At 65.9% G+C, this 26,768-nt stretch carries 25 protein-coding genes, 1 tRNA gene and 3 pseudogenes; 18 read left to right on the top strand and 11 right to left on the bottom strand.

The features are described 5' to 3' along the window. The first annotated feature begins 142 nt into the window (after nucleotides 1-142). The 5 genes from tssI to ACT2FV_RS28810 all read left to right on the top strand — a co-directional run bounded on the left by tssI (nucleotide 143) and on the right by ACT2FV_RS28810 (nucleotide 6,567). A complete protein-coding gene (gene tssI, locus ACT2FV_RS28830; RefSeq protein ID WP_444505239.1) occupies nucleotides 143-3,142 on the top strand; it encodes a type VI secretion system tip protein TssI/VgrG in 3,000 nt (999 codons plus the stop codon). After that, nucleotides 3,142-3,924, top strand: coding sequence for an ankyrin repeat domain-containing protein (locus ACT2FV_RS28825; RefSeq protein ID WP_151050289.1), 783 nt, complete (start codon nucleotides 3,142-3,144; stop codon nucleotides 3,922-3,924). Before tssI ends, ACT2FV_RS28825 begins: the two co-directional genes overlap by 1 nt. A 97-nt stretch (nucleotides 3,925-4,021) precedes the next feature. After that, nucleotides 4,022-4,843: a DcrB-related protein gene (locus ACT2FV_RS28820; protein WP_444505238.1), complete on the top strand. Its 822-nt coding sequence runs from the start codon at nucleotides 4,022-4,024 to the stop codon at nucleotides 4,841-4,843. Nucleotides 4,844-4,855: 12 nt separating this feature from the next. Beyond that, entirely contained in the window at nucleotides 4,856-6,139 is a 1,284-nt protein-coding gene (locus ACT2FV_RS28815; RefSeq protein WP_444505237.1) for a PAAR domain-containing protein, read from the top strand. Further along, nucleotides 6,136-6,567, top strand: a complete 432-nt coding sequence (locus ACT2FV_RS28810; RefSeq protein ID WP_059605653.1) for a hypothetical protein — start codon at nucleotides 6,136-6,138, stop codon at nucleotides 6,565-6,567. The genes ACT2FV_RS28815 and ACT2FV_RS28810 overlap by 4 nt, the downstream gene beginning before the upstream one ends. A gap of 161 nt (nucleotides 6,568-6,728) precedes the next feature. Here the strand turns inward: ACT2FV_RS28810 and ACT2FV_RS28805 are convergent, their stop codons facing one another. Next, complete coding sequence (locus ACT2FV_RS28805) at nucleotides 6,729-7,223, bottom strand: hypothetical protein (protein ID WP_124905481.1); 495 nt, start codon at nucleotides 7,221-7,223, stop codon at nucleotides 6,729-6,731. Next, nucleotides 7,220-7,810: a hypothetical protein gene (locus ACT2FV_RS28800; protein ID WP_175816146.1), complete on the bottom strand. Its 591-nt coding sequence runs from the start codon at nucleotides 7,808-7,810 to the stop codon at nucleotides 7,220-7,222. The genes ACT2FV_RS28805 and ACT2FV_RS28800 overlap by 4 nt, the downstream gene beginning before the upstream one ends. A 248-nt stretch (nucleotides 7,811-8,058) precedes the next feature. On the opposite strand from ACT2FV_RS28800, the gene ACT2FV_RS28795 reads away from it, so the two are divergent. The 3 genes from ACT2FV_RS28795 (at nucleotide 8,059) to ACT2FV_RS28785 (ending at nucleotide 10,399) form a co-directional block, all read left to right on the top strand. Continuing rightward, entirely contained in the window at nucleotides 8,059-8,268 is a 210-nt protein-coding gene (locus ACT2FV_RS28795) for a hypothetical protein (RefSeq protein WP_124626724.1), read from the top strand. A 138-nt stretch (nucleotides 8,269-8,406) separates the two neighbouring features. Continuing rightward, nucleotides 8,407-9,828: an alpha,alpha-trehalose-phosphate synthase (UDP-forming) gene (gene otsA, locus ACT2FV_RS28790; protein ID WP_124626726.1), complete on the top strand. Its 1,422-nt coding sequence runs from the start codon at nucleotides 8,407-8,409 to the stop codon at nucleotides 9,826-9,828. Continuing rightward, a complete protein-coding gene (locus tag ACT2FV_RS28785) occupies nucleotides 9,821-10,399 on the top strand; it encodes an AAA family ATPase (protein WP_151050298.1) in 579 nt (192 codons plus the stop codon). Before otsA ends, ACT2FV_RS28785 begins: the two co-directional genes overlap by 8 nt. A 25-nt stretch (nucleotides 10,400-10,424) precedes the next feature. On the opposite strand, the gene ACT2FV_RS28780 is transcribed toward ACT2FV_RS28785, so the two are convergent. Beyond that, nucleotides 10,425-11,792, bottom strand: a complete 1,368-nt coding sequence (locus ACT2FV_RS28780; RefSeq protein WP_444505236.1) for an MFS transporter — start codon at nucleotides 11,790-11,792, stop codon at nucleotides 10,425-10,427. Between the two features lie 182 nt (nucleotides 11,793-11,974). Further along, on the bottom strand, nucleotides 11,975-12,355 hold the full coding sequence (locus tag ACT2FV_RS28775) for a DUF5594 family protein (RefSeq protein ID WP_059605672.1): 381 nt from the start codon (nucleotides 12,353-12,355) through the stop codon (nucleotides 11,975-11,977). A 117-nt stretch (nucleotides 12,356-12,472) separates the two neighbouring features. Between ACT2FV_RS28775 and ACT2FV_RS28770 the strand changes: the two genes are divergently transcribed. Beyond that, complete coding sequence (locus ACT2FV_RS28770; protein WP_124626732.1) at nucleotides 12,473-12,874, top strand: hypothetical protein; 402 nt, start codon at nucleotides 12,473-12,475, stop codon at nucleotides 12,872-12,874. 196 nt (nucleotides 12,875-13,070) lie between these two features. Here the strand turns inward: ACT2FV_RS28770 and ACT2FV_RS28765 are convergent, their stop codons facing one another. After that, on the bottom strand, nucleotides 13,071-13,409 hold the full coding sequence (locus tag ACT2FV_RS28765; RefSeq protein ID WP_059605675.1) for a hypothetical protein: 339 nt from the start codon (nucleotides 13,407-13,409) through the stop codon (nucleotides 13,071-13,073). 144 nt (nucleotides 13,410-13,553) lie between these two features. Between ACT2FV_RS28765 and eco the strand changes: the two genes are divergently transcribed. Further along, nucleotides 13,554-14,054, top strand: a complete 501-nt coding sequence (gene eco / locus ACT2FV_RS28760; RefSeq protein ID WP_444505235.1) for a serine protease inhibitor ecotin — start codon at nucleotides 13,554-13,556, stop codon at nucleotides 14,052-14,054. A gap of 81 nt (nucleotides 14,055-14,135) precedes the next feature. On the opposite strand, the pseudogene ACT2FV_RS28755 reads toward eco, so the two are convergent. Next, nucleotides 14,136-14,393: pseudogene (locus tag ACT2FV_RS28755) on the bottom strand (TetR/AcrR family transcriptional regulator); the annotation flags it as partial. Between the two features lie 2 nt (nucleotides 14,394-14,395). Between ACT2FV_RS28755 and ACT2FV_RS28750 the strand changes: the two are divergent. Then, nucleotides 14,396-14,642, top strand: a pseudogene (locus tag ACT2FV_RS28750) (SDR family oxidoreductase); the annotation flags it as partial. Between the two features lie 43 nt (nucleotides 14,643-14,685). Here the strand turns inward: ACT2FV_RS28750 and ACT2FV_RS28745 are convergent. Beyond that, on the bottom strand, nucleotides 14,686-15,117 hold the full coding sequence (locus ACT2FV_RS28745) for a hypothetical protein (protein ID WP_444505234.1): 432 nt from the start codon (nucleotides 15,115-15,117) through the stop codon (nucleotides 14,686-14,688). A gap of 399 nt (nucleotides 15,118-15,516) precedes the next feature. Between ACT2FV_RS28745 and ACT2FV_RS28740 the strand changes: the two genes are divergently transcribed. Next, nucleotides 15,517-16,635 carry a right-handed parallel beta-helix repeat-containing protein gene (locus ACT2FV_RS28740; RefSeq protein WP_444505233.1) on the top strand — a complete coding sequence of 373 codons (1,119 nt, stop codon included), beginning with the start codon at nucleotides 15,517-15,519 and terminating at the stop codon, nucleotides 16,633-16,635. Between the two features lie 300 nt (nucleotides 16,636-16,935). Here ACT2FV_RS28740 and ACT2FV_RS28735 read toward each other — a convergent pair. From ACT2FV_RS28735 to ACT2FV_RS28725, 3 genes and pseudogenes are all read right to left on the bottom strand, one after another. After that, nucleotides 16,936-17,070: pseudogene (locus ACT2FV_RS28735) on the bottom strand (Arm DNA-binding domain-containing protein); the annotation flags it as partial. Between the two features lie 284 nt (nucleotides 17,071-17,354). After that, nucleotides 17,355-17,429, bottom strand: a tRNA-Arg gene (locus ACT2FV_RS28730). 147 nt (nucleotides 17,430-17,576) lie between these two features. After that, complete coding sequence (locus ACT2FV_RS28725; RefSeq protein ID WP_006478164.1) at nucleotides 17,577-17,759, bottom strand: rubredoxin; 183 nt, start codon at nucleotides 17,757-17,759, stop codon at nucleotides 17,577-17,579. A gap of 12 nt (nucleotides 17,760-17,771) precedes the next feature. On the opposite strand from ACT2FV_RS28725, the gene ACT2FV_RS28720 reads away from it, so the two are divergent. The 6 genes from ACT2FV_RS28720 (at nucleotide 17,772) to ACT2FV_RS28695 (ending at nucleotide 25,770) form a co-directional block, all read left to right on the top strand. After that, entirely contained in the window at nucleotides 17,772-17,945 is a 174-nt protein-coding gene (locus ACT2FV_RS28720) for a hypothetical protein (protein ID WP_444505232.1), read from the top strand. Between the two features lie 11 nt (nucleotides 17,946-17,956). Continuing rightward, a complete protein-coding gene (locus ACT2FV_RS28715) occupies nucleotides 17,957-18,361 on the top strand; it encodes a DUF4399 domain-containing protein (protein ID WP_059600451.1) in 405 nt (134 codons plus the stop codon). 162 nt (nucleotides 18,362-18,523) lie between these two features. Beyond that, nucleotides 18,524-20,473, top strand: coding sequence for an ATP-binding cassette domain-containing protein (locus ACT2FV_RS28710; RefSeq protein ID WP_059600343.1), 1,950 nt, complete (start codon nucleotides 18,524-18,526; stop codon nucleotides 20,471-20,473). A gap of 223 nt (nucleotides 20,474-20,696) precedes the next feature. After that, nucleotides 20,697-22,679 carry a DNA topoisomerase IV subunit B gene (locus ACT2FV_RS28705; RefSeq protein WP_444505231.1) on the top strand — a complete coding sequence of 661 codons (1,983 nt, stop codon included), beginning with the start codon at nucleotides 20,697-20,699 and terminating at the stop codon, nucleotides 22,677-22,679. A gap of 62 nt (nucleotides 22,680-22,741) precedes the next feature. Then, entirely contained in the window at nucleotides 22,742-25,063 is a 2,322-nt protein-coding gene (gene parC / locus ACT2FV_RS28700) for a DNA topoisomerase IV subunit A (RefSeq protein WP_444505230.1), read from the top strand. 248 nt (nucleotides 25,064-25,311) lie between these two features. Beyond that, a complete protein-coding gene (locus tag ACT2FV_RS28695) occupies nucleotides 25,312-25,770 on the top strand; it encodes a CopD family protein (RefSeq protein ID WP_059600346.1) in 459 nt (152 codons plus the stop codon). An 83-nt stretch (nucleotides 25,771-25,853) separates the two neighbouring features. On the opposite strand, the gene ACT2FV_RS28690 is transcribed toward ACT2FV_RS28695, so the two are convergent. Continuing rightward, nucleotides 25,854-26,738, bottom strand: coding sequence for a LysR family transcriptional regulator (locus ACT2FV_RS28690; RefSeq protein ID WP_151049698.1), 885 nt, complete (start codon nucleotides 26,736-26,738; stop codon nucleotides 25,854-25,856). Nucleotides 26,739-26,768 lie beyond the last annotated feature (30 nt).

Raw genomic sequence — 26,768 nt, 5'->3', positions numbered from 1 at the left:
AATATCGAATGCTGACAAGTGGTTATGAATTTCCCTACAGTTTGATATATTTGGCGCCACCAAGGCGGCTGAGAGCGCCTTGGTGGTGCGATGGCGACCGGATTGCGGCGGGTTCGCCCGACAAAAAAGAACGAGGTTAACGATGAGTTTCGCAGCAAACGGAAACCCCGACGGGATGGGAGGGGGCGGTGCGGCTTTGGTCGGCGGTTTGAGCAACCTGGGTTCGCTTGCCGGCATGGCGGGCCAACTGGGGGCGCTGACCGGCATGCCAGGCGCGGGGCTGCTGGGCGGTGCCGCGAGCGCGGTGCAACTGGCGCAAACCGGCTTGTCGCTGATGGGCAAGGCCCCGGAGTCGATCGCCGAGGCCATCAACAGCCTGACGGGTGCGCTTCCGCGCCTGACCCAGGACAATCGCTTCATCACGATCGAAACGCCACTCGGCCCGGACGTGCTGCTGGTCAGCGCGGCGATCATCGACGAACACGTCAATCAGTTAACCGAAACACATCTCGACCTGCTTTCCCATCGCAACAATATCGAACCGCAGGAAATCGTCGGGCAGCGGGTCAAGATCACGCTCGAGCCCCAGAGCCGCGATTTCAGTCTGACGCGCGTCGTCACGTCGGCTGCGGATACCGAGACGAAGCGATATTTCGACGGTTACGTTGCGTCGTTCGGCCGCGTCGGGAAATCGGGTTCGGTGACCCGCTACGAAATGTCGGTCGTGCCGTGGTTCTGGTTTCTCACCCGCTCGACCGATTGCCGGATCTTCCAGAACCAGACGCCACCGGACATCCTGAGCGACATTTTCCGCGAGATGGGTTTTTCGGATTTCGAGTTCGCGATGCAGGGCGAACGTCCGAAGCTCGAATACATCGTCATGTACGACGAGTCGTACTACAGTTTCTGCTCGCGCCTAATGGAGCAGGAGGGGCTGATCTGGACGATCCGTTACGAAAAGGACAAGCACATCCTCGTGATCGGCGACACCAACGCGGTGTTCCAGCCGATTCCGAACCTGAAGACCATTCCGTACGAAGCCAACAGCGCGGCCAGCGAGCAGAACGGCATCGATCGATGGGACGAGGCATTCAGTTTCCGGGTCGGCAAGATCACGTACCGGGATTTCAACTACAACCAGCCGTCGTCGCAACTGATGCATGTCGAGGTGCCGACCGTCAATCTGAAGCACCCGAACATCCAGACGACGGAGCGTTACCAGTTCCATTCGCTGTATGACCACGGCGACGACGGGCAGCGTTACGCGTGCTACGCGATGGAAGCGGAAGAAGCGCTCGCGCATCGTTTCAACGGCGCCGGTCACGCGCACGGGATGACGACGAGCGGGCGCTTCACGCTGGTCAACCACGGCACGTCCGCCTACAACAACAAGGATTTCGTGATTCTTCGCGTTCGTCACCAGGTCGCGAACGACTATACCCAGCAGACCTCCAAACTGCCGTACCACAACACGTTTACGTGCCTGCCGATCGACATTCCGTTCAGGCCGGAGCGGCGTACGCCCAAGCCACATATGCAGGGCACGCAATCCGCGATCGTGGTCGGGCCGAAGGGCGAGGAAATTCACACCGACGGCAGCCGGGTCAAGCTCCATTTCCTGTGGGACCGGCGCGGCAAGCTCGACGGTTCCGATTCGATGTGGGTGCGCGTATCGCAACCATGGGCAGGCAAGGGATGGGGCGGCTCGGCGATTCCGCGGATCGGCCAGGAGGTGCTCGTCTCGTTCAATCAGGGCGATCCGGACAACCCCATCGTCGTCGGCCGTGTGTTCAACGGCGATTCGGGCAACCCGTATCACGGCAGCGGCGGCCAAACGATGGGGATGCGCAGTCAGACGCACAAGGGCGAGGGCTTCAACGAACTGCGATTCTCGGACGTGAATGGCGCCCAGGAGGTCTTTCTGCATGCGCAGAAGGACATGAAGACGATCGTCAAGGACAGCGAGTCTCACACGGTCGAATCCGGTGCGCGGAACGTGTCGGTGCTCAAAGGCGACGAGAGCAAGCATGTCGCAGAAGGCAGCCTGTCGGAAAAGATCGCGAAAGCGCGCTTCACGACGGCCAACACCGTTGGCGTGCAAGCGCTGGCTGGCGACGCCGGACCCGGCAAGCAGAGCTATCAGGCGACGGACGAGATCGAGCATCGGGTCGGCGCAAGCATCGTGACGCTGAAGCCGGACAGCATCAAGTTGTCCCACGGCGCATCGAGCATCCTGATCAATCAGAGCGGCATTTTCCTCGATGGTCCGGTGATCCATCTGAACCAGGGGCTTTTCGTCACGCCCGAGCAGGCGATGGCGATCGAGTGGGCGAATCAGCAGGCGGTCATCGCCGCGGGTCTCGCGTCTGCCGATCCGAAGGTGCAGGCCGCGGCACGCAAGCTTCAGGCGACGGTGAAGGCGCAGCAACTGGCCAAGCTGGCGGAAGCGGTGTACACGCCGGGGACGGCGCCGCCGGGATGGAAGAACGTGTCGAACGATCCGGAAGCGCTGAAGAAGTTCGGCATGCGGCCGCAAGATCTGAAGATCCCCGGCAGCAATTTCGGCGCGCAGGTCTACGCACCCGATCCTGCGGTGTTCGGCGACAGCATGAAGCCGACGCTGGCATTCAAGGGCACGCAGCCGACGGTCAAGGAGGACTGGTCGAACAACCTCAGCCAGGGGCTGGGCGACAATTCGCCGTACTACGATCGCGCCGTGACCCTCGGCAAGAAGATCTACGGCTCCGGTAATGCGGGCGGCCTCGACCTCACCGGCCATTCGCTCGGCGGCGGGTTGGCGTCGGCTGCATCGCAGGCGAGCGGCGCTGGCGCGACCACCTTCAACGCGGCAGGCCTCAATCCTGAAACGTTGCCGCTGTACGGAGCCACGCCGCGGTCGTCGTCGATCACGAACTATCGCGTCGACGGCGACATCCTGACGGGCTCGCAGGAAGGCGGGCTCGGCCCGATCAGCGATGTGACGGCCCACCTGATGCCCAAGGCCGTCGGCGAGCAGATCACCATTCCGGGCACCAGCGTGACGACGGTCCAGCGGCACATGATGGGGCAGGTGACGAGCGGATTGAATACGACCGTCGCGGAGCAGCAATCGTCGCTGCTCGGTCAACTTCAGGGACATTGATGAAATACAGCAAGGTCATCGCCGCGGGCGCGGTTGTCGCGGTAATCGGTTTGTCGTCGCCGTTCTGGTGGCCGACTCAAGCACAGGAAACAAAAATGGCAGACTTCAAACGTTACCCGCCCGAAGATTTTTTCACGGGACAGCCGCTCGAGCTGGCGCGTGCCATTCGCGACGGGAATCTGGAGCAGGTCAAGGCGCTCGCGCCGCATACCGATCTCGCTGCCCTGGGCAACAGGAAGGCGAGCCTGTTGTCGTTCGCAGTGCAGGAAGCCGTGCCGGTGAAGACGGACGCCGCCAACGTGCGCCTTCAGATCGTCAGCGAACTGGTGCGGGACGGCGCGAAGCCCGAACAACCGTTCGGCGAGAATGGTGCGAACGTTGCATATCTGGCCGCGCGGGCCGACACGCCGAACCTGCTCAAAGCGTTGCTCGCCGGCGGCATGAATCCGGATCTCAAGTACGACGGCGATACGCCGCTGCTCTTCGCGACCTGCAAGGACACGCTGTTGCCGCAAATGCGCGTACTGGTCGAGCACAAGGCGAACGTCAATGTGCGGGATTCGATGAAAGAAACCGCGCTTTTTGAAGCGACGCGCCTGCGGCAATGGGACGTCGTCGATTATCTGCTCGCGCACGGCGCCGATCCGTCGGTGAAGAACGACAACGGTCTCGCGTACGCGAAGGTCCTCGGCGACGAACTGCAACAGACGCCGAAAGGTTCGCCGCAGCAGGGCCGCATCGAAGCCATTCACAAGCGTCTGGTCGCGGCTGGCGTGCGGTAACGTCGCCCCGTGACGGTTGCGCCGGCTGCGGCCGTGCAGCCGGCGAACAGTGTCAATCCGGCACCGGCCCCGACGGGCCGGCCGAACCGAGAAGAGCATGTCCGAATATCAGATGAACGATGCCGTCATTCAGTTGCCGGCGCACTTCAAAGACAAGACGATTCACCTGTTTACGGTCGATGAAACGGGTAGCGGTAGTAGCGGATTCACTTTCGTGGTTTCGCGCGCGCCGATGGAGCCGGACGACACGGTCGATACGTTCGTGACGCGGCTGGTCTCGGAGATGCGCAAGTCGCTGCCGCGTTTCGAATTGAAGCATCTGGAAAACCGGGAAATCGACGGCGAAACCGCCCGTGAAATCGATTATCGCTGGGTGTCGGAAGGTGCACCGCTGCATCAGCGCCAGACGGTCGTGATGTCGCCGAGGGCCGGGCGCGAACGCGTGGCGATCAGTTTCATCGGCACTTGTCCGAAGTCGTTTACCGACGACAAGAGCAAGGAATACAAGAACCTGCTCGCGAGTGTCGTGCTGGCCCGGCCCGATCGGGCGGCCTTCGTGCCGATCGCGCTCGGCCAGGACGAGGCCGGCATCGTGTTCGTGCTGCACGAGCCGAGCGCGACGCTGTACGTGCTCACGGGCATGGCCGAACTGTACCGGCACGACGTCACGGAAATGTTCGACGACACTGCATTCTTCGGCTCGGGTGGCGAACCGCTGGTGCTGCAGCCGGCCCCGGACGGGCAATCGGCGTGGCCCGCGAAGGACGGCCGTCAATTCGCGCTGTGGACGGTGGATTTGCGCGAGCACGCATCGCTGAGCGATCGACTTGGCGGTGTGACGGCGGTGAAGGGCATGACCGGCATGCAGAGCGTCGGGGCCGTGCGTGCTTATCTGACCGCGGTTGCGAACGCGGGCTGACGGGGAGCGGGCGTGGATACATTACTCGCGGCTGCGCGGTTGGGCGATCCGATCGCGCATACGGCATCCAAGGGATGGATGATCGCCGGGCTGATCGCGGGTGCAGTAATCGGTGCCGTCGCGGTGGTCGCGACGGGCGGTGCTGCGTTGACGGTCGTCGCTGCAATCGCGGCGGGCGCTGCTGCGGGCGGCGGTCTCGGCGAAGTGCTGGGCACGATGTCATGGGCGCCGCGGCATGTCACCGGAAGTCTCATAAAGGGTTCGCCCAACGTCTTCATCAACAGTCGCGCGGCGATGCGGGCCATCCTGAGCCTGGGCCTGTGCAGCGATCACGCGGGTCCGCCGCAGGTGGTCGCGCAGGGTTCGTCGACGGTCTTCATCAACAGCCAGCCGGCGAGCCGCAAGGAGGACCGGATGATGTGCGGCGCGTTGATCAACGACGGATCGCCGAACGTATTCATCGGCGGCCCGGCGGTCGGGGAGTTCAATCCTGAAATCCCGGCGTGGGTGAACTGGACGATGCTGGCGGTCGGCGTGGCGGCGACCGCCGTGCTCGCCGGCCCGGCGATCGCGATTCTGGGCGCGGCCGGCGGGTTCGTCGGCGGGGAAGTCGGGTCATGGATCGGCGGCAAGGTGTTTGGAGAAGGGTCGGACGGGCAGAAGTGGTCGATGCTTGGCGGCAGCCTCCTGGGAGGGGCTGGTGCGGCAAAGGGGGCCGGGCTCGTTGGCGGTGCGAAGGGCGCCGGGTCCGTTGCGGGCGAAATCTCTGCCGGGGAAGCCGCCGCCGACGCGCTTGCCGGCACGCTGCCCAAGGCCGGAGCGACGAGTCCTTTCGATTACGTGGTCGATTCGATGCCGGTGGACCTCGTCAGCAATCCAAAGGGTGTCTACGGATACACGCCGGTGGAGGGATCCGAGTTTGCGGCGCCCAAGTGGCCGGTCGACTGGACGAATGCGGAGCAAGTTGCCAATGCCCGGAACGTGCGGCTCGAATACCATCAGGGCCTGGCCGACGAGAGTGCATGGGTATCCGACATGCGCGCCAGCGGCGCCAGCGAAGAAACGATTGGGCGGCAGATCGTCGACATGCGCAATCAAACCCGGATGTCGAAATACGCCGAGGACAAGCTGCCGACGTTGTATGAGCGCAATATGGCGAAATACGGAAACAAGTATGGCCCGACGTATGAAGCATTGCTTCAGAAATATGGTAGTCCGGAGGGGGTGATCGCTGCGGGGACACGCAGCAACCCTTCAATGGACATTCTTACTGGCATCGCGAAGGTTGGAAAATGATGAAGAACGTGCAACTCGGCGTGATCAATCGCCCGTCGAGCTTCGTTGAGCTGAATGTGGAGACAGGCGTGTTTTCCGCGCTGGTCGGAGACGGTTACGTGGCGCGGGGGAATTACATCTCTGTCGAGGGCCAGGACGTTGCTGTCTTCGCGGCGGATCGGCAGCTTTATCTTCAATGGAACAAAAAACGCTGGAACTTCGCGGATCTCGGACACAACGTCAAGTACGAACACGACTTCCACCGCGGGATGACGACTTTTTCCATTGATGGCGATGCGATTCAGTATCCCGCCTGGTGGGTTGGCGATGACACGTTCGATCCGAATCTGCCCGAGCTCGATGAAGACGAGGATCACTTCGCCTATATCGCGAGCCTGGCCAAAAACAAGGAATTGCAGCGATCCTTGATCGATGTCTGGAGCCGCTAGGCACGAGCCCCGCCCATTTTGTGCCGCCCTGGATTACAACCCGGACGATGCGCTGTCCGCGAAGATCAAGGAACGCGTGGCGCAGCTTCGTACGCGTCTGTAACCACGAAAGTACGCAGAACGACACGGGTGCCGCGCACGATGCGCGGCGCATCGCCCCGTTACTGCAAATTCCCCCAGCGGTCGACGGCCGGTTCGGCCGACGCCCACTTCCAGTGCGTGCCTTGCTGGCACGCATTCGCGAAATACCAGTCGGCCTTGTCGCCGTCCTTCACCGAGAATGCGAATTCCTTGCACAGCGCGAGCGCTGTCGAGTACGCACGCGTGACGCGCACTTCGCCTTCGCCGTTTTCCAGCGGCAGCGTGTTCTTCACCTTCCACGGCTTCACTTCGCCGACGGCCAGGCTGCCTGCCGCCTTCGCGATCGCGTCCTGCTGATTCTGATGGAGCTGCTTCATCGTGCGGTTGACGGCTTCGTCGGTCGCCGCCTGCACGGCGATCCCGACGCCGACGCCGACCGCCGGATTCGCGGTGACGAGGCCCGTCGCCGCGCCGGCCAGTGCGCCGCTCGCCGCGCCGACCGATCCGCAGCCCGACAGCGCGACCGTCGCCGCGCACAGAACGCCGATCGCCGCGATACGGATCGCGACGCTCATTGCAGCGCGCCCCAGCGTTCGGTCGCGGGTTCGGCCGACGCCCATTTCCACACGGGGCCGTCGCGGCAGATCGTGGCGACGTAGAACGCCGATTCGGCGGCCTTGTCGGCTTTCGCCGGCGTGTCGACCGCGAACACGATTTCCTTGCAGTCGAGCGGGCCGATGCTGATCATCCGGCTGACCGTCACGCGGCCCTGCTCGTCGTCCTCGATCGGGAACGAATGGTGCGTCGACCAGGGCGCGACGCCGCCGACGTCGAGCGGGCCGGCGGCCTTCGCGATCTGTTCCTGCGTGTAGCGGTGCGCAACGCGCTGCGTGTACTGGACACCAGCCCGTGCGCCGGCGACGGCGCCCAGGCCGATGCCCGTCGCGACGGCGGCGTTGTTGGTGACCTTGGAGGCGATCGCGGCGCCCGCGATACCGGCGCCGGCTGTCGCGCCTTCGCTGTACAACGAATTGCAGCCGGACAGCAGTGCGGCCGTGGCGATCGCGGCCAGCATGACGCGCGCCGGCGTGGCCCGGCGCGGCGATTCGAAACGAATGTTCATCCCTGAGTGCAAGTCCTGTCTGGGTGAGCGGCGACGCATGCACGCCTGATGCCGCGTCATTGTTTCGCAATTGTCATAGGAAAACTGCAAAGCTTTGACAAATCGCCGCGCGGCAGGCCGCGTGCGCGCGGGCGGCGTAATTGTCGGATAGATGCTCGACGAAGGGTCGAAACGTTACAAATTGAAGGTAATTGTTACCTTCGTGCACAACGAAGCGACCTAGACTGTTTTGCTATGGAATGTTTCTACGACGGCCTCGCGCCGCGCCGCATATGAGACACCCAGCCATGCGCCGTTCGAAACGGTTATCACCTCGGCCACCCGACGCGGCGGCCGGCCGTCCGGAAGACCGCCCGCGTCCGCGGACCGACGCGCCATCGGCGCCGCCTGCGGGCGCGCCCGACGACACGCCGTCCGACGGCGATCACAACCAGGGCGGCGCTCGCCCGGAAGGGCTCGACTATCAACGCGACCTCGGTCAGGAGCAGGACGCCTGATTTCGTCGTAGCCGCATTCCACCGCCGTATTTCATTGCAATTCTCGGAACTGAATCGCCGCGCGGCCGCCTTCGGGCCGCCGCGCCCGCTTTGGCGCGCGTCGCGCGCCAGCCAATCGAATCGAGGAGGGGAAGTCGCATGAGCAGATTGATCGTGGTATCGAATCGTGTCGCCGCCGGCGAGGACACGCGCCCGAGCGCAGGCGGCCTCGCGGTCGGCGTGATGGACGCGCTGAAGGAAACCGGCGGCGTCTGGTTCGGCTGGAACGGCGAGATCGTCGGTACGCCCGACGCCGCACCCGCAATCCAGCGGGACGGCAACGTCACGTATGCGACGCTCGGGCTGACCCGGCGCGACTACGATCAGTACTACCGCGGCTTCTCGAACGCGACGCTGTGGCCGGTGTTTCACTACCGCGGCGATCTCGCGCGCTTCGACCGGCAGGAGTACGCGGGCTATCTGCGCGTGAACGCGATGCTCGCGAAGCAGCTCGCCGCGCTGCTGCGGCCCGACGACCTGATCTGGGTGCACGACTATCACCTGCTGCCGTTCGCGCATTGCCTGCGCGAGCTCGGCGTGAAGAATCCGATCGGCTTCTTCCTGCACATTCCGTTTCCGTCGCCCGACATGCTGCGCCTCGTGCCGCCGCACGAGGAACTCGTGAAGTTCATGTGCGCGTACGACATCGCGGGTTTCCAGACCGATGCCGACAAGCAGGCGTTTACCGACTACATCGAGCGGCGCGGCGTCGGCGCGGCGAGCGACGACGGGATGCTGCATGCGCACGGCCGCATCGTGAAGGTCGCCGCCTATCCGATCGGCGTGCATCCGGATGCGATCGCCGAGGCAGCCGTCCAGTACGGCTCGCGCAAGCCGGTGAAGATGCTGAGCGATGCGCTCGCCGGCCGCAAGCTCGTGATGAGCGTCGACCGGCTCGACTATTCGAAGGGGCTCGTCGAACGCTTCCAGTCGTTCGAGCGGATGCTCGCCAACGCGCCGGGCTGGCAGGGGCGCGTGTCGCTCGTGCAGATCGCGCCGCCGACGCGCTCCGACGTGCAGACCTACCAGCGCATTCGCGAAATGCTCGAGGGGGAGGCCGGCCGCATCAACGGCCGCTTCTCGCAGCTCGACTGGACGCCGATCCAGTACCTGAACCGCAAGTACGAGCGCAATCTGCTCATGGCGTTCTTCCGGATGTCGCAGGTCGGCTACGTGACGCCGTTGCGCGACGGGATGAATCTCGTCGCCAAGGAGTACGTCGCATCGCAGGATCCGGCCGATCCGGGCGTGCTCGTGCTGTCGGAGTTCGCGGGCGCGGCGGCCGAGTTGACCGGTGCGCTGCTCGTCAATCCCTACGACCTGTCGCAGATGGCCGACGCGCTCGAGCGCGCGCTGTCGATGCCGCTCGCGGAGCGGCAGGCGCGTCACGAGGAGAACCTCGCGCGGCTGCGCGAGAACAACCTGTCGGTCTGGCGCGATACGTTCGTCGCCGACCTGCGCAGCGTCGCGGCGGCGGCGTCGGTCACGCAGCGCGCGGGCCGGCGAGTCGCGCATGTCTGAGCGCGTGGAGGAGGGCGGCGCGCAGGAGGTGTCCGCCCGCTTCTTCGTCGTCACGGGCGGCCCCGGCTCCGGCAAGAGCACGTTGCTCGATGCGCTCGAGCGCAGCGGTTTCGCGCGCTCGCACGAGGCCGGGCGTGGTGTGATCCGCGACCAGATGGCGATCGACGGTCCGGCGCTGCCTTGGCGCGACCGGGCCGCGTTCGCCGAGCTGATGCTGAACTGGGAGATGCGTTCGTACCATCTCGCACGAGGCGCGCGCGGGCCAGTGTTCTTCGACCGCGGCGTCCCGGACGTGATCGGCTACCTGCGCCTGACGGGCCTCGCGGTACCCGCGCATGCGGAGGCCGCGGCGCGGCGCTTCCGTTATCACCGGCGCGTGTTCATTGCGCCGCCGTGGCGCGACATCTACATACAGGATACCGAGCGCCGGCAGGATTTCGCCGAGGCGGTGCGCACCTACGATGCAATGGTCGACTGCTATACGGCGTATGGGTATCGGCTGATCGAGCTGCCGTGCGTGAGCGTGAAGGCGCGCGTGCGCTTCGTGATGGACGTGCTCGACGCCGCGTGACCGGCGCTCGCCACGCGCGGCGGCGTCAGGTTGCCGCGTCGGGGCGCGGCGACGCGATGCGCAGCATGCTGACCACCGCGGCGAGCGCCGCGAACACCTTGGCGACATAGAGCGCGATCGTCGGCCCGCGGTCGGGCGCCAGCCCGAAAATCAGTGCGACGAGCGCGGCACCGAGCGTCTGGCCCGTCAGGCGTGCCGTGCTCAGCATCCCGCCCGCGCCGCCGCTGCGCTCGCGCGGCGCCGACGACAGCATCGCTCGATTGTTCGGCGACTGGAACAGCCCGAAACCCGCGCCGCACAGCGCCATCCGCCACACGATGTCGACGGTGCCCGGATGCGCGCCGATCGTCGCGAGCGACAGTAGCCCGGCCGCGAACAGCGCAAGTCCGATTCCGCCGAGGATGCCGGCCGAGTAGCGATCCGACAGCACGCCGGCGAGCGGCGCGGCGAATACGATCACGAGCGGCCACGGTGTCATGTAGAGGCCGGTTTCGACTTGCGAGAAACCGAGCGAATGCTGCAGCCAGAACGGCAGCGCGACGAACGCAAGCATCTGCGACGTGAACGATGCAACGGACGTGCAGATCGACAGCGCGAACATCGGGATGCGCATCAGGTCGACCGGCAGCAGCGGCGCCGGCTGCGACAGTTGTCGCTTCACGAAGAAGTAGCCGACGGTGAACGCGATCGCCAGTTCGGCCGCGACGTACGCGTGGCTTTCGCCGTGGCCGAGCCCGTCGACGGCCATGATCAGCAGGCCGAACACGCACGCGTTCATCAGCGCGCTCGGGAAGTCGTACGGCGCGTCGTGCAGCGGGTTGGCCGGCAGTGCACGGAGACTGCCCAACACCGCGGCGATGCCGATCGGCACGTTGACCGCGAACAGCCAGGGCCACGACGCGAACGACAGGATCGCCGATGCGACCGTCGGGCCGATCGCCGACGACAGCGCGACCACCATCGCATTGATCGACAGCCCGCGCCCGAGCATCGACGACGGGTAGATCATCCGCACGAGCGCCGCGTTCACGCTCATGATGCCGGCCGCACCGAACCCCTGTATCACGCGCATCACGGCGAGCATGGGCAGCGAGCCGGCGAGCGCGCAGCCGAGCGACGCCGCGGTGAACAGCCCGAGCCCGGCGATGTAGATGCGGCGATAGCCGATGCGTTCGCCGAGCGATGCGAGCGGCAGCAGCGTGATCGTGACCGCGAGCTGGTACGCGTTGACGATCCAGATCGATGCGGCATCGGACGCGTGCAGGTCGCGCGCGATCGTCGGCAGCGCGACGTTCGCGATGGCGCCGTCGAGCACGGCGAGCGTGATGCCCAATGCGACGCAGACGATTGCCCAGTAGCGTTGCGGAAGCGGCAGGCCGGTATCGGCGTTCATGACGGGAGCGAAGGCGTGATTGGCCGCGTACCCGGATGCCGGTTGCGTGCGCAACCATGCTCGCGGGCGGAGGCGGTGGTGAACGGCCCGGTCAGCCTGGCGGCGCCGGAGCGGGACCGGTCGAGTGTATCACCGGGCCGCGTCGAGCGACGCCGCCGCCGGCCGGCGGCCGGTGCGTGCACTCAGCCTTCGAAGTCGAGACCGCCGAGCCGCACGAGCGGGGCGGCCTGCGTGCGCGACGCGAGATCGATGTCGCGCGCGCCCTGCCATGCGCTCAGCTTCCTCGGCAGCGCGCTCAGGTAGTGCTCGAATCGCGCGGGCCCGTCGGGTGCCATCAGTCGTTCGATCTCGTCGGTGTCCCAGGTCAGTTCGAGGTTCAGCGGATGCACGAAGCCGCTCACGTGCTCGTGCGGCGCGCTGCGGATCTGCACGCGCGTCGGTTGCCCGTGCCCGCCGTACGGGACGACGTCGGTCAGCACGTGATCGGCGAAGTAGGCGGCGATCGCCTGCGCAATGCGCGGCGCGAATTCGGTATCGAAACGGCGGGCGGTTTCGGGCTGCATGAAGGCGTCTCCTGTGTGCCGAAAATCGTAGCACGGCCGCGCCGCGTTTCGGTGTGCGTGATACGCGTAATGGCGCGTTACCACTTGCTGCATCTATTACGGCCGCGCGCAGCCACAATGCATCGCATCCAGTACCACTTCGCGTGGGAGTCCATCATGAAAAGAATTGCCGCAGTATGTGTCCTCGCCGGTTCGCTCGCCGTGGCGGGCCCGGCGTCCGCGCATGGTCGCGACGGGGGCGCCGTGATCGGCGCGCTGATCGGCGGCGCGGTGCTCGGCGCGATCGTGACATCTGCGATGAATCCGCCCGTCGCGTACCAGGCGCCCGTGTATCAGGCACCGGCCTATCAGCCGCCGACGTACTATCAGGCCCCGGCTTACCAGCAGCCGGCTTATCCGACCTATCAGCAGGCGCAGTACCAGGACGACGGCCAGGACTATTGCTACGACCGCTATCAGCGCCCGTACGTGTGCGGCGCGCCGGTGTCGGGCGGCTATGCGCGGCCGGCCGGCTGGTAAGTGGGCCGGTGATCGGGCTCGTCGCCGCGTGGCCGGTGCCGATTGAGTGAATCGCGGGTGTGCAGGAAGACAAAAGGAAAGGCCCTCGCGTGATGCGAGGGCCTTCGTCGTTTCTCGGGCGCCGGATTTTGGGCGCCAGACGGCGGCCGCGCGAGGCCGCGTGCGGATACAAACGGTTGCAATTGGATCCGCGGGATCAGTGACGATGGCCGCCGTCGCCGCGTCCGCCGCCGCCATCGTTCCAGTCGCCGCGACGTCCGCCGCCGCGTCCCCAGCCGCCATGGTCCCCACGATCGCCCCGATCGCGATCCCAGCGGCGGTAGTCGCGGTGTCCGCGATCCCAGTCGCGTCCGCCGCCGCCACCCCAGATATTGACCGTGCCATAGACGGGGGATGCCCCGTAGGCCGGCCCGTACGCGTAGCCGGGATCGGAATAGTAGGTCTGTCCGTAGCCGTATCCGTATCCGGCGTCCGGACCGACGACGCACCCGGCCAGCAGCGTGGCGACGCCGGCGGCGGCAATGAGCTTCAGCATGATGTTCTCCGTTGGTTCCCCTATAAGTACCGCGCGCGGGGATTGCCGGCTGTTTGCAATTGTGTCGCCAAATTACAGCCTCGTAAGGTCGTGCGACGAAAGTGTTAGCATCGGGGCCTATTTTTGTTTATCAGGAGCACATCGATGAAATTCGCGATCCGGGCCGCCCTGGCCGCCGTTTGCGTGACGACCGCCGCCGCCTGCGCGGCGGGGCTCGCATCGGCGCCCGCCGTGCCGGCCGAATCGATCAAGATGTTCCCGCAGCCGGCGGCTGGCCAGCAGCGCGCGGTGATCGCGCTGCCCGCGCTCGAGAACGAAGGCGATGCGCGCGTCGAGCTGATGATCGGCAAGATGCTGCAGACCGACTGCAACCAGCAATGGTTCGGCGGCGAGTTGACCGCAGAGGACGTGAAGGGCTGGGGCTATACGTACTACCGGCTGACCGACGTGAAGGGGCCGGCATCGACGCTGATGGCCTGCCCGGGCCAGGCGCCGCAGCAGCGCTTCGTGCAAGTGCGCGGTGACGGCCAGCTGCTGCGCTACAACAGCCGCCTGCCGCTCGTCGTGTACGTGCCGGACGGTTTCGACGTGCGCTACCGTGTGTGGCATGCGTCGAAGGACGTGCAGCACGCCGTCACGCAGTAACGCACCGACCGGCGCGGTCATGCGGGGCGCTTGCCGCTGCGCGGCCGCCCGGTCTTGCGGGCTTCTCTCCGGAGCCCGTCACTATCCGCCGCTCGCATCCGCGAGCGCCGGCCATGCGGCCAGCGCGGTTTGCGCGACCGCCTCCACATCGCGACGGCTCGTGCCGTAGCGCGTCCGAATTGCCATCCCCAGTTGGACCGTCACGGAGTAGCGCGCGATCGCATCGAAGTTCGCGTGCGCGGAGAGCTCGCCGGTTACCACGCCTTCGCCAAGCCGCGCGCGTAATGCGGCGACCGTCCGCTTGCGCATCGCGATCAGCGTGTGCCGTACCGCACCGCTAAACGCAGGGGCTTGCGCACGATCTCGGCGCGTACGGCATCACGGTCAATCTCGTGCATTCGGGGGCGACCGATACCGACATGAATCCGGCCGATGGTGAGCACACCGCCGCACAACGTTCGCGGATGGCGGGTCCGCAGTACGGCAAGGCCGAGGATGTGGCGGCGCTCGTCGCGCTCGTCGTCGGGCTGGAAGGGCAGGTCGATCAACGGGACGGAGTTGGCGACCGACGGCGGCGCGAATGTGTAAGGGGCGATGGCCGGTGCGACCCGATCGGACGGAGTGACGTTGACTACGGGCAGCCGAGCTGCCGATGCTCGACCTCCAGATCCGCTCGTTTGTCGTAAGCATGCAGCTCGTTGCGCGGCTTGCCGTCCGGGCCGATGCCGCGCACGACCTTGTGGCCGCGGTCCGGCGCATGTTTGACGGCATCGATGCCGGCGGCCAGTTCGCTGCAGCGAGCAACGGGCGACGCGCGTTCCGGCCGGCGTGTTGCCGCATCCGCGACGTTGGCGACGCCGGGGCTGACGTATCGCTGCTTCGGCGTTGCCGTGCCGGTCGCGCTTGCGACATCGGCGGCATTCGCCGTGCAGATCAGCGCCGACGACATGGCCAGGGCCGCGAGTGTTTGAGTCATGGTCGAGGTCCGAGTGCGGATGAAGGTTCGGGATTCTACGTAATCTACGGTACATGTCGATTGCGCCAGGTCCGGGTGCGATCGCATGTCGCATGTCGTCGTGATGACGCGGCGATGAATGGAAGAGGATAACGAACTATTTCACAGGTGAAATGCGGAATTCATTTACAAAGTGATCAAGCGTACTTACGATGACGCCAATTTGGGCTAGCGGAACTTCGTATGCGTACAGTCGATCGGGCGACGTTTGCCGCGCTCTGCCTTTGTCTTGCCGCATGTGGCGGCGGTGACGACAACGCTGCCGCAGGCGCGCAGACCGTTGCGGGCACATCGACATCGTCCGGCGCACCTGCCGGTGCTGCATCCGGCGCAGCGGCTTCATCGACGAGTTCCGGCAGCCCGGCGTCGACCGCCGGGGCGACCGGTACGGCGTCCGGTGCGACGCTTCTGCCTTCCAATGGCACCAAACCCGTTCTCGTCGCCGATGTGACGGTTTTCCCGGCCAGCGACGGCAGCGACCAGGCCGACGCGTTGCAGAAAGCATTCGACAGCCTGCGTGCCGGCCAACGCCTGGTCATCGCACCGGGACGCTACGTCGTCGGGCATTCGCTTGCCGTGACGGTGCCCCAGGCGGTGATTTCCGGATACGGCGCGACGCTGGCCGCCACGAATCCGGCCGACCAGACGATCGTGATGAGTGGCGCCGGTTCGACGCTCGTCGGCGTGACGCTGGCCGGCACCGGCACGACGCGCCTCACGACGCCCGAGTCGACGAAAGTCGAGGTGACGGGCTCGGACGTTCAGGTGCTCGGCGTGACGATCCAGGGCGGCGCGAGTGCCGGGATCTTCGTGTTCGGCGGCAACGGTATCGCGATCGTGGGCAATACTGTCCGGGCGACGCTGGCCGACGGCATCCATACGACTTACGGTTCGACCAACGTGCTGGTGCAGAACAATACGGTGGCCGGCACCGGTGACGACCTGATCGCCGTGGTCAGCTATCTCGGCGACGGCCGCCTGAGCAACAACGTGCTGATCGACCGTAACGCGGTGTCGGGCAACGCGTGGGGGCGCGGCATCACCGTCGTTGGCGGGCAGGCGGTAACGATCTCGAACAATACGGTCGACGGCGTCGAGAAGGCGGCGGGAATTCTGGTCGCACAGGAGGACAGCTGGAAAACCTACGGGTCTTCGAACGTCGTCATCACGGGCAATACCGTGACCAACATCCAGACCGCGAACGTGAACAACGGGCTGCAGCCGACGCAGCAGGGCGCGATCGAGCTGGATACATGGTCGGGAACCGTGTCGGATGTCACCGTGGCGGACAACCGCGTGGCGGGCTCCGGCTATGCGGGTTTCCGGGCGTACGGGAACGTGTGTTCGTTCAGTGTGACGGGCAACACGTTCTCGTCGATTGCCGGCTTGCCGGTCTGGCTGTTGACGAATGGTTGCGCGGCGAACCAGATCGTCGTCGATGCGAATCGGCTCGGGGACGGCAGTCTGCTGGCGCTGCCGGCCGGGGCGTCGCCGACGGGGACGTTTGCCGTGACGGGCGCGAATGCGAGTCTGATGCCGCAGGTCAGGACCGGATTGATGCAGTGACGGGGCGGTGAGGCTGCAAGGCGGGCGGGTGTTGTGTGGCAAAGCCCGAACGTAGGTGGTCGGGGCCGAACAGGGGACCAGGCGGGAACGTGGACGAATCAGCGCCCGGATGCAGCAAATGCGGGCGATGCGGGTTTCAGGTACGACTCGACCGCCCGAACGTGTTCTTGGTATGAATCCATGCACTTTGGCCGCATACACTTCGGTCCAGCCATCCTTCTGGATCGTAAACCACTCGCGCGCGACAGCCTCAAACGTCGATGCGGGCTCGATCGCTCGGGTGCGTTTCGCTTCTCGCTTCTGCTCGGTCGGATCGGTGCCGGAGGCCAGTTGCTTCCGCGCATTGAGACAGGCCTGTCGAGCCTCAGCCAGTGTCACCTCTGGATAGGCGCCGAAGGCGGCGCGCTTCTCGTTGCCGTCGAATCGGTACTTCATCCGCCATTAGCGCGATCCGTTCGGCGTTACCTCTAGGTACAGCCCCTTGCCGTCTGCGAGGCGATAGGGCTTGTCGGCAGGCTTGGCCTTGCGGATCTGCATCTCGGTGAGCGGGGTAGCGCGCTTCGGCATGACGTGGGGGCATGGAGGCATGTTCCAAAAAATGCCCCCAAGGTGGGTTGCTTGTACTGGGCAACTTTGGGCAGTGATGGTAGCAAAAGCCTAGATGACACAAGGATGTGCGCGACTTTTTGGTAAAGCTTGGGAAGTATTGGGAACTAGGCTGGTCTCCCCGACAGGAATCGAACCTGTATCTAGCGCTTAGGAGGCGCTTGTTCTATCCATTGAACTACGGGGAGAGCCATGTCCGCAGTTTCGCGTACAGAAGACGCGAACGGGACGGCGATGTGGACAGCGCGCAGAGTATAGCAAACGCGCGGCGCATCGGCGGACGGAATGCGTGCCGATGCGCGCCGCGCGCGCTCGATCGTGTCCGGAAGCCCGAATCAGAAATCGACGACGACGAAATCTTCCTTACCCACGTCGCACAGCGGGCAGCGCCAGTCGGCGGGAATGTCGGCGAAACGGGTGCCGGCGGGGATGCCCTCGTCGGGCAGGCCTTCCGCTTCGTTGTAGACCCACCCGCAAATCAGGCAGACCCAGCTCTGGTATTCGGTTACTTCGCTCATGTGGTGCTCGGAATGATGAAGATCTGTGATGCCGCCCACCGTCTGTCCGGCGGACGAAAGGCGCAATGGTACCGGAATTTCGCCGAACGCCTCCGCAACGTCGTTTTAAACGTGCGCATCGCGAACAATTTCCATCATCGCGCGGGCCGGGCACGCAGTGTATGCTTCGTGAGCCTTTCAATCTGAAGGAGAAAACGATGCTCAACAAGAAGTGGATCGCGGGTGCAGTATGTGTCGCGGCACTGGCCGTGTCGACGCTCGCGCGTGCCGAGGCGCGCGTGTTCTTCGTCGAGCCGAAGGATGGCGCGACGGTGTCGAGCCCCGTGCACGTGAAGTTCGGCCTCGAAGGCATGGGGCTCAAGCCGGCCGGCGACATGACGCCGGACACGGGCCACCATCACCTGCTGATCGACGGCCAGCCGGTGCCGAAGGGCGACGTGATCCCCGCGACAGACCATTCGCTGCACTTTGGCAAGGGCCAGACCGAAACCGATGTGAAGCTGCCGCCCGGCCAGCACACGCTGACGCTGCAGCTCGGCGACGGCGCGCACCGCTCGTACGGTCCCGAGCTGAGCTCGACGATCTCGGTCAACGTAAAGTAATCGCATCTTCCGCATGCGGGCACCCGGCCGGGAAGGTGCGGCCGGATGCCCGCCACGGCACGAAATGAACCGCGCACCGGCCTAGTCCGTCCGGCCATCCCGGCGCACGCGTCCGCCACCGGTACAATGGGCGCTTCCGATTTCTCTCTTCGCCGCCTCCCCATGTCGCTTTATTCCATTACCGGCGCGCAACTCGCGTTCGGTCACGTCGCGTTGCTCGATCACGCGGATTTCTCGCTGGAGGCCGGCGAGCGCGTCGGCCTGATCGGTCGCAACGGCGCGGGCAAGTCGTCGCTGCTGAAGATCGTCGCCGGGCTGGCGAAGCCCGACGACGGGCTGATTACGCGCCAGCAGGAGCTTGTGACCGTCTACGTGCCGCAGGAGCCCGAATTCGAACCGGGCGCGACCGTGTTCGAGGCCGTCGCCTCGGGGCTCACGCACACGCGCGAAGTGCTCGAAGAATACGATTCGATCGCGCACCGCCTTGCGGAGACGCCCGAAGGCGCCGAGCACGACGCGTTGCTCGCGCGGATGAACGCGCTGCAGTCGTCACTCGATGCGCACGATGCGTGGAATTGGCGTACGCGCGTATCGATGACGCTCGCGCAGATCGGCCTGACGGACGGCGATGCGCAGGTCGACGCGCTGTCGGGCGGGATGCAGAAGCGTGTCGCGCTGGCGCGCGCGCTCGTGGTGCAGCCCGACGTGCTGCTGCTCGACGAACCGACCAACCACCTCGACTTCGACGGCATCCGCTGGCTGGAAGAACTGCTCGTCGCGCAGCGCGCGGGCCTGCTGTTCATCACCCACGATCGCGCGTTCCTCGACCGCGTCGCGACGCGCATCGTCGAGCTCGATCGCGGCCGGCTGCTGTCGTATCCGGGCAATTTCTCCGCGTACCAGACGCGCAAGGCGCAGCAGCTCGAAGTCGAGCGCGTGGAAAACGAGAAGTTCGACAAGCTGCTCGCGCAGGAAGAAGTTTGGATCCGCAAGGGCGTCGAGGCGCGCCGCACGCGCAGCGTCGGCCGCATCGCGCGGCTCGAGCAGATGCGCAACGAGCGCGCGGAGCGCCGCAATTCGCAGGGCAACGTGAAGCTCGACGTCGCGCAGGGCGAGAAGTCGGGCAAGATCGTCGCGGAGCTGACGGACGTGACGAAGCGCTACGGCGGCCGCGCGGTCGTCGAGCGCTTCTCGACGACGGTCATGCGCGGCGACAAGATCGGCTTCGTCGGCCCGAACGGCGCGGGCAAGACCACGCTGCTCAAGCTGATCCTCGGCGAGCTGAAGCCCGACGAAGGCACGGTGCGCACCGGCACGAACCTGCAGGTCGCGTACTTCGACCAGATGCGCGCGCAGCTCGACCAGGAAAAGAGCCTGGCCGACACGATCAGCCCCGGAAGCGAATGGGTCGAGATCGGCGGCGTGCGCAAGCACGTGATGAGCTATCTCGGCGACTTCCTGTTCGCGCCTGAGCGCGCACGCTCGCCGGTGAAGTCGCTGTCGGGCGGCGAGCGCAACCGGCTGCTGCTCGCGCGCCTGTTTGCGCGTCCGGCCAACGTGCTGGTGCTCGACGAACCGACCAACGACCTCGACATCCCGACGCTCGAACTGCTCGAAGAGCTGCTGGCCGACTACGACGGCACGGTGCTGCTCGTCAGCCACGATCGCGCGTTCCTCGACAACGTCGTGACGTCGGTGATCGCGGCCGAGGGCGACGGCAAGTGGCGCGAATACGTCGGCGGCTTCACCGACTGGCAGATCCAGAGCGAGCGTTCGCAGCAGCTCGCGCAGCAGGAGGCGGCGAAGCGCGCGGTGAAGGAAGCGGCGCCGGTCAAGGAAGACGCGGCGAAAAGCGCGGCCGGCCGCAACGCACAGCGCACGGTGAAGCTGTCGTTCAACGAGCAGCGCGAACTCGATGGGCTGCCGGAGAAGATCGCGGCGCTCGAGGAAGAACAGAAGACGATCAATGCGCAGCTCGAGGATGGTTCGATCTTCGCGAAGGATCCGCAGGAAGGCACGCGCCTGACCGAACGGTTCGCGGCGATCGATGACGAGCTCCTCGCCGCGCTCGAGCGGTGGGAGACGCTCGAGGCAAAGCGCAAGCCGGTCTGACGCCCCGTGCGCCGTGTGAGTGATCTTGCTACGGCGCGCCACGCGGAACCAGTAAAATACCGCGCGTCCCGGGCAGCGCAGCGAATGCCGCGCGCCCGCTTTCGGAGCAGTCCAAGCACACCGTTGTTTCGATTCGCTTTTTTACGGAACTCAACGTTTTGTCCACGACGTTGTCCACACGAAGTGTGGACAACGTCCCGATGAATGACGAAATTCAGCGCCTATGTCAACGAAGAAGCCCAGCGCGGCCTATAGCGAAGCATCGATCAAGGTGCTCAAGGGCCTTGAGCCGGTCAAGCAGCGGCCCGGCATGTACACCCGTACCGAAAATCCGCTGCACATCATTCAGGAAGTCATCGACAATGCCTCCGACGAGGCGCTCGGCGGCTACGGCAAGCAGATCACGGTCACGCTGCATGCCGACCAGTCGGTGTCGGTCGAGGACGACGGCCGCGGCATCCCGTTCGGGATGCACCCCGAAGAGGGTGTGCCGGTCGTCGAGATCGTATTTACGCGCCTGCACGCGGGCGGCAAGTTCGACAAGGCTGCAGGCGGCGCGTACACGTTCTCGGGTGGCCTGCACGGCGTCGGCGTGTCGGTGACGAACGCACTCGCGACGCGTCTCGACGTGACGGTCTGGCGCGACGGCAAGATCGCCGAGCTCGGCTTCGCGGAAGGCGACGTCGTGAAGCCGCTCGCGACGCAAGGCGCGGGCCGCGGTGAGAAGAAGTCCGGCACGCGCGTGCGGGTCTGGCCGAATCCGAAGTACTTCGATTCGCCGAACCTGCCGCTTGGCGAGCTGCAGCGTCTGCTGCGCTCGAAGGCCGTGCTGCTGCCGGGCGTCGAGGTGGTGCTCGTCAACGAGAAGACCGGCGAACGCCAGGCGTGGAAGTACGAGGACGGCCTGCGCGGCTACCTGCTCGACGAGATGAACGGCAGCGAGCTGCTGATCCCGCTGTTCGAGGGCGAGCGCTTCGCCGATGCGCGTGCGACCGACGAGACCTTCGCCGAAGGGGAAGGCGCGTCGTGGGTCGTCGCATGGAGCGAGGAAGGATCGCTCGTGCGCGAGTCGTACGTGAACCTGATCCCGACGCCGGCCGGCGGCACGCACGAGTCGGGCTTGCGTGACGGTCTCTACCAGGCGGTCAAGAGCTTCGTCGAACTGCACAACCTGCAGCCGAAGGGCGTGAAGCTGCTCGCGGAAGACGTGTTCGCGCGCGTGTCGTTCGTGCTGTCCGCGAAGGTGCTCGATCCGCAGTTCCAGGGGCAGATCAAGGAACGCCTGAACAGCCGCGACGCGGTGAAGCTCGTGTCGTCGTTCTCACGTCCGGCGCTCGAACTGTGGCTGAACCAGCACGTCGAGCACGGCAAGAAGCTCGCCGAACTGGTGATCAAGCAGGCGCAGGCGCGCACACGTGCGGGCCAGAAGGTCGAGAAGCGCAAGAGTTCGGGCGTCGCGGTGCTGCCGGGCAAGCTGACTGATTGCGAGACGGAAGATATCGCGCGCAACGAGTTGTTTCTCGTCGAGGGCGACTCGGCGGGCGGTTCCGCAAAGATGGGCCGCGACAAGGAATACCAGGCGATCCTGCCGCTGCGCGGCAAAGTGCTGAACACGTGGGAAACCGAGCGTGATCGCCTGTTCGCGAACAACGAGGTTCACGACATCTCGGTCGCGATCGGCGTCGATCCGCACAGCCCCGACGACACCGTCGACCTGTCGAATCTGCGCTACGGCAAGATCTGCATCCTGTCGGACGCGGACGTCGACGGCTCGCACATCCAGGTGCTGCTGCTCACGCTGTTCTTCAAGCATTTCCCGCAACTGATCGAGCGCGGTCACGTGCATGTCGCGCGGCCGCCGCTGTTCCGCGTCGATGCGCCCGCGCGCGGCAAGAAGCCCGCGCAGAAGCTCTATGCGCTCGACGAAGGCGAACTCGAGGCGACCCTCGACAAGCTGCGCAAGGACGGCGTGCGCGAAACGCAGTGGAGCATCAGCCGCTTCAAGGGTCTCGGCGAAATGAGCGCGGAGCAGTTGTGGGACACGACGATGAACCCCGACACGCGCCGCCTGATGCCGGTGAAGCTCGGCGAACTCGACTACGAGGCGACCGTCGCGCGGATGACCATGCTGATGGGCAAGGGCGAGGCAGCCGCGCGACGCGGCTGGCTCGAGGAAAAGGGCAACGACGTCGAAGCGGACATCTAAACCCGCGCGGCCGGGCATGACGCCCGGCCCGGCCTCACGCCACTTACGAATACGGAATTCAGATGGACGACAATACTTCCGATCTCTTCGCCGGGTCCGACGCACCGGACGCCGAAGCGCTGACGCTCGGCAACTACGCGGAGCAGGCGTATCTCAGCTACGCGGTCAGCGTCGTGAAGAGCCGCGCGCTGCCCGACGTGTGCGACGGCCAGAAGCCGGTGCAGCGCCGGATCCTGTTCGCGATGAACGAAATGGGCCTCGGCCCGGACGCGAAGCCGGTGAAGTCGGCGCGCGTGGTGGGCGACGTGCTCGGTAAATACCACCCGCACGGCGACCAGTCGGCATACGATGCGCTCGTGCGTCTCGCGCAGGATTTCTCGCTGCGCTATCCGCTGATCGACGGGCAGGGCAACTTCGGCTCGCGCGACGGCGACGGCGCGGCAGCGATGCGATACACCGAGGCGAGGCTCACGCCGATCTCGAAGCTGCTGCTCGACGAGATCGACCAGGGCACGGTCGACTTCATGCCGAACTACGACGGCTCGTTCGAGGAACCGAAGACGCTGCCGAGCCGCATGCCGTTCGTGCTGCTGAACGGCGCATCGGGCATCGCGGTGGGTCTCGCGACCGAGATTCCGTCCCACAACCTGCGCGAGGTCGCGGCGGCGGCGGTCGCGTTGATCCGCAATCCGAAGCTCACGCACGCGGAGCTGATGAACTTGATCCCCGGCCCGGACTTCCCGGGCGGCGGCCAGATCATCTCGAGCGACACCGAGATCGCGGCGGCCTATGAAACCGGCCGCGGCAGCCTGAAGGTACGCGCGCGCTGGAAGATCGAGGATCTCGCGCGCGGCCAGTGGCAGCTCGTCGTCACCGAGCTGCCGCCGAACACGTCGGGCCAGAAGGTGCTCGAGGAAATCGAGGAGCTCACCAACCCGAAGCTCAAGCTCGGCAAGAAGACGCTCACGCCCGAGCAGCTCAACACCAAGAAGGCGATGCTCGACCTGCTCGACGCGGTGCGCGACGAGTCGGGCAAGGAAGCGGCGGTGCGCCTCGTGTTCGAGCCGAAGTCGCGCACGATCGACCAGACCGAATTCGTGAACACGCTGCTCGCGTATACGAGCCTCGAGTCGAACGCGACATTGAACCTCGTGATGATCGGCGCCGACGGCCGGCCAGGCCAGAAGGGGCTGCTGACGATCCTCGACGAATGGGTGAAGTTCCGCCAGCTCACGATGACGCGCCGCTGCCGCCATCGTCTCGCGAAGGTCGACGACCGCATCCACATCCTCGAAGGGCGGATGATCGTCTTCCTGAACATCGACGAGGTGATCCGCATCATCCGCGAGTCGGATGAGCCGAAGGCTGCGCTGATGAGCGCGTTCGGCCTGAGCGACCGCCAGGCCGAAGACATCCTCGAAATCCGCCTGCGTCAGCTCGCGCGGCTCGAGAAGATCAAGATCGAGAAGGAACTCGAGGCGCTGCGTGACGAGAAGGCGAAGCTCGAGGAACTGCTCGCGAACGAAAGCGCGATGAAGCGGCTGATGATCAAGGAGATCGAGGCCGACGCGAAGCAGTACGGCGACGATCGCCGCACACTGATCCAGCAGGAAAAGCGCGCGACGTTCGAGGCGAAGGTCGTCGACGAGCCGGTGACGGTCGTCGTGTCGCAGAAGGGCTGGGTGCGTGCGCTGAAGGGTCACGGGCTCGACCCGGCCGGCTTCTCGTTCAAGGCAGGCGATCACCTGTATGCGGCATTCCAGTGCCGCACGCCCGATCGACTGATCGCGTGGGGCAGCAGCGGCCGCGTGTACTCGGTCGACGTGTCGGTGCTGCCGGGCGGGCGCGGCGACGGCGTGCCGGTGACGTCGTTGATCGAGCTCGAATCGGGCTCGCACCTGATGCACTACTACGCAGCGCCGGCCGACCAGCAACTGCTGCTCGCGTCGAGCAACGGCTTCGGCTTCCTCGCGAAGGTCGGCGACATGGTGAGCCGCGTGAAGGCCGGCAAGTCGTTCATGACCATCGATGCGGGCGCGGTGCCGCTCGCGCCGATGCCCGTGCTGCCGAACGCAACGCAGGTCGCGTGTCTGTCGAGCGGCGGTCGACTGCTGGTGTTCGGGATGGACGAGATGAAGACGCTGTCGGGTGGCGGCCGCGGCGTGATCCTGATGGCGCTCGACGACAAGGAAACGCTCGTGCAGGCGCTCGCGATCGACCCGGCCGGCGTCGTGCTGATCGGCACCGGCCGCGGCGGCAAGGCGCAGGACGAAACGCTGTCGTACGCGGGGCTCGCGCCGCACGTCGGCAAGCGTGCGCGGAAGGGCCGCGCGCCGGAAACGAAGCTCAAGGTCGTCAACGAACTGCGTCCGCTGCTCGGCTGACGCCGCATCCGTTGGCCGGCTCGACCGGTATCGAAGGCCGCACCTCCGCTTCGGCGGGCGTGCGGCCGATTCTTTTTTTGCGCGACGCATCCAGGCAAGCGCGAGTGGCGCCGTCACGCGGAACTTGCAAAATATTGTGAAATTCCGCCAGGGGTCTGAACCGAGCGGCTGCGCGCGGGTCGAACGTCGCTCGAGACCGCGCGTGACGCGGCTGTTCGTTGCACTTAACTCATTCCAGGATTGCCGCCATGTCCCACGCTGTTGCCGTCGCGCTGTTTCTTCATCTGCTGGCCGTCGCCGTGTGGGTGGGCGGGATGGTCTTCGCGCACTTCTGCCTGCGCCCGGCGCTGTCCGACCTGACGCCGCAGTTGCGACTGCCGCTGATCGAGGGCGTGTTCGGCCGATTCTTCAACTGGGTGTCGGGGTCGGTGATCGTGATCCTGCTGTCCGGCGGTTTCCTGCTCACGGCATTCGGCGGCGCGCACGCGACGTGGACGCTGCATGCGATGGCGGGGCTCGGTGTCGTGATGATGCTGATCTTCGGCCACATCCGCTTCGCGCTGTTCCCGCGCATCCGCCGCGCGGTGCAGGCGCAGAACTGGCCGGACGGCGCGCGCGCGGTGAACACGGTGCGCCTGCTTGTCGTCGTCAACCTCGTGCTCGGCGTCGTGACGATTGGCGCAGCCGTGCTGTCGCGCGGCCTCTGAGCGCGAACGCCTGACCTTGCGGCGCCGTTCGCCGCCCGCCGCCGGCGCGATGCCGCCCGCCGCCGGCGCGATGCCGCGCGCCGCTATGCGGCCAGCATCGCGTCGAGCAGCCACGCGCCGGCCGGGCCGAGCGGCCGGTTGCGCGACCACACCGCATCGACCCGCACGCGGCGCGGCCAGCCCCGCGAGCGCAGCTCGCAGAGGCGCTCGCCCGCGAAGTGCTCGACCATCCAGCGCGGCAGCTCGGCCCAGCCGAACCCCAGCACCGCCATCTCCAGCAGCATCAGGTAGCTCGGCGCGAGCCAGCGCTGCGTGCCGATGACGATCCGGTCGTCGGCGCCGCGATCCTCCGGTTTCACGTACGTGTTGAGGCGCAGCTCGCGCGCGTCGCGCAGCGCAGCATGCGGCACGTCAGCGTCGCCGTAGGCCGCCAGCGCGTGCGTGTGCCCGACGAACAGGCCGATCTCCGATTCCTCCGCCACCGTCGCCGCGCCGATATCGGGCGGGTAGGCGGCGCGCGCGGCCATCAGCCCGAGCTGGGCGCGGCCCTGCTGGATCAGGTCGAGCACGTCCTCGTGTTCGGCAATCTGGCATTCGAGTTCCAGCGTCGGAAAGCGCCGCTCGAGCGCCATCAAGGTTTCCTCGTAACGCTTCGATTGATACGTATCGGACACGACGAGCGTCAGCCGTGCTTCCTCGCCCTGCGCGAGCCGCGCGGCGGTGCGGTCGATCGCCGCGCCGGCCTCCAGTGCGCGTTGCACCTGCGGCAGCAGCGCGCGTCCGGCGTCGGTCAGCGTCGGTGCGCGCGTCGAGCGGTCGAACAACTGCACGCCGAGATCGATCTCGAGGTTCGCGATCGCTTCGGACACCGTCGACTGGCGCTTGCCGAGCTTGCGCGCGGCGGCCGTGAACGAGCCGAGCAGCGCGGCTTCGGCGAAGGCGAGCAGGGCTTCGGGGGCGTGGCGCATGCGCGGGTCTCACGGCGTTATATCGGTATA

The sequence above is a fragment of the Burkholderia sp. PR2 genome, assembly GCF_052372875.1.
GTDB classification, from domain to species: domain Bacteria; phylum Pseudomonadota; class Gammaproteobacteria; order Burkholderiales; family Burkholderiaceae; genus Burkholderia; species Burkholderia diffusa.
The sequence above is the reverse complement of the archived record's forward strand: the minus strand, read 5'-3'. Positions and strand labels throughout refer to the sequence as shown.

Coding starts and splice junctions, on each gene's coding strand:
- tssI (WP_444505239.1), top strand. CDS start 143: ATGAGTTTCGCAGCAAACGGAAACCCCGACGGGATGGGAGGGGGCGGT.
- ACT2FV_RS28825 (WP_151050289.1), top strand. CDS start 3,142: ATGAAATACAGCAAGGTCATCGCCGCGGGCGCGGTTGTCGCGGTAATC.
- ACT2FV_RS28820 (WP_444505238.1), top strand. CDS start 4,022: ATGTCCGAATATCAGATGAACGATGCCGTCATTCAGTTGCCGGCGCAC.
- ACT2FV_RS28810 (WP_059605653.1), top strand. CDS start 6,136: ATGATGAAGAACGTGCAACTCGGCGTGATCAATCGCCCGTCGAGCTTC.
- ACT2FV_RS28805 (WP_124905481.1), bottom strand. CDS start 7,223: ATGAGCGTCGCGATCCGTATCGCGGCGATCGGCGTTCTGTGCGCGGCG.
- ACT2FV_RS28800 (WP_175816146.1), bottom strand. CDS start 7,810: ATGCGTCGCCGCTCACCCAGACAGGACTTGCACTCAGGGATGAACATT.
- ACT2FV_RS28795 (WP_124626724.1), top strand. CDS start 8,059: ATGCGCCGTTCGAAACGGTTATCACCTCGGCCACCCGACGCGGCGGCC.
- otsA (WP_124626726.1), top strand. CDS start 8,407: ATGAGCAGATTGATCGTGGTATCGAATCGTGTCGCCGCCGGCGAGGAC.
- ACT2FV_RS28785 (WP_151050298.1), top strand. CDS start 9,821: ATGTCTGAGCGCGTGGAGGAGGGCGGCGCGCAGGAGGTGTCCGCCCGC.
- ACT2FV_RS28780 (WP_444505236.1), bottom strand. CDS start 11,792: ATGAACGCCGATACCGGCCTGCCGCTTCCGCAACGCTACTGGGCAATC.
- ACT2FV_RS28775 (WP_059605672.1), bottom strand. CDS start 12,355: ATGCAGCCCGAAACCGCCCGCCGTTTCGATACCGAATTCGCGCCGCGC.
- ACT2FV_RS28770 (WP_124626732.1), top strand. CDS start 12,473: ATGCATCGCATCCAGTACCACTTCGCGTGGGAGTCCATCATGAAAAGA.
- ACT2FV_RS28765 (WP_059605675.1), bottom strand. CDS start 13,409: ATGCTGAAGCTCATTGCCGCCGCCGGCGTCGCCACGCTGCTGGCCGGG.
- eco (WP_444505235.1), top strand. CDS start 13,554: ATGAAATTCGCGATCCGGGCCGCCCTGGCCGCCGTTTGCGTGACGACC.
- ACT2FV_RS28745 (WP_444505234.1), bottom strand. CDS start 15,117: ATGCGATCGCACCCGGACCTGGCGCAATCGACATGTACCGTAGATTAC.
- ACT2FV_RS28725 (WP_006478164.1), bottom strand. CDS start 17,759: ATGAGCGAAGTAACCGAATACCAGAGCTGGGTCTGCCTGATTTGCGGG.
- ACT2FV_RS28720 (WP_444505232.1), top strand. CDS start 17,772: ATGATGAAGATCTGTGATGCCGCCCACCGTCTGTCCGGCGGACGAAAG.
- ACT2FV_RS28715 (WP_059600451.1), top strand. CDS start 17,957: ATGCTCAACAAGAAGTGGATCGCGGGTGCAGTATGTGTCGCGGCACTG.
- ACT2FV_RS28710 (WP_059600343.1), top strand. CDS start 18,524: ATGTCGCTTTATTCCATTACCGGCGCGCAACTCGCGTTCGGTCACGTC.
- ACT2FV_RS28705 (WP_444505231.1), top strand. CDS start 20,697: ATGTCAACGAAGAAGCCCAGCGCGGCCTATAGCGAAGCATCGATCAAG.
- parC (WP_444505230.1), top strand. CDS start 22,742: ATGGACGACAATACTTCCGATCTCTTCGCCGGGTCCGACGCACCGGAC.
- ACT2FV_RS28695 (WP_059600346.1), top strand. CDS start 25,312: ATGTCCCACGCTGTTGCCGTCGCGCTGTTTCTTCATCTGCTGGCCGTC.
- ACT2FV_RS28690 (WP_151049698.1), bottom strand. CDS start 26,738: ATGCGCCACGCCCCCGAAGCCCTGCTCGCCTTCGCCGAAGCCGCGCTG.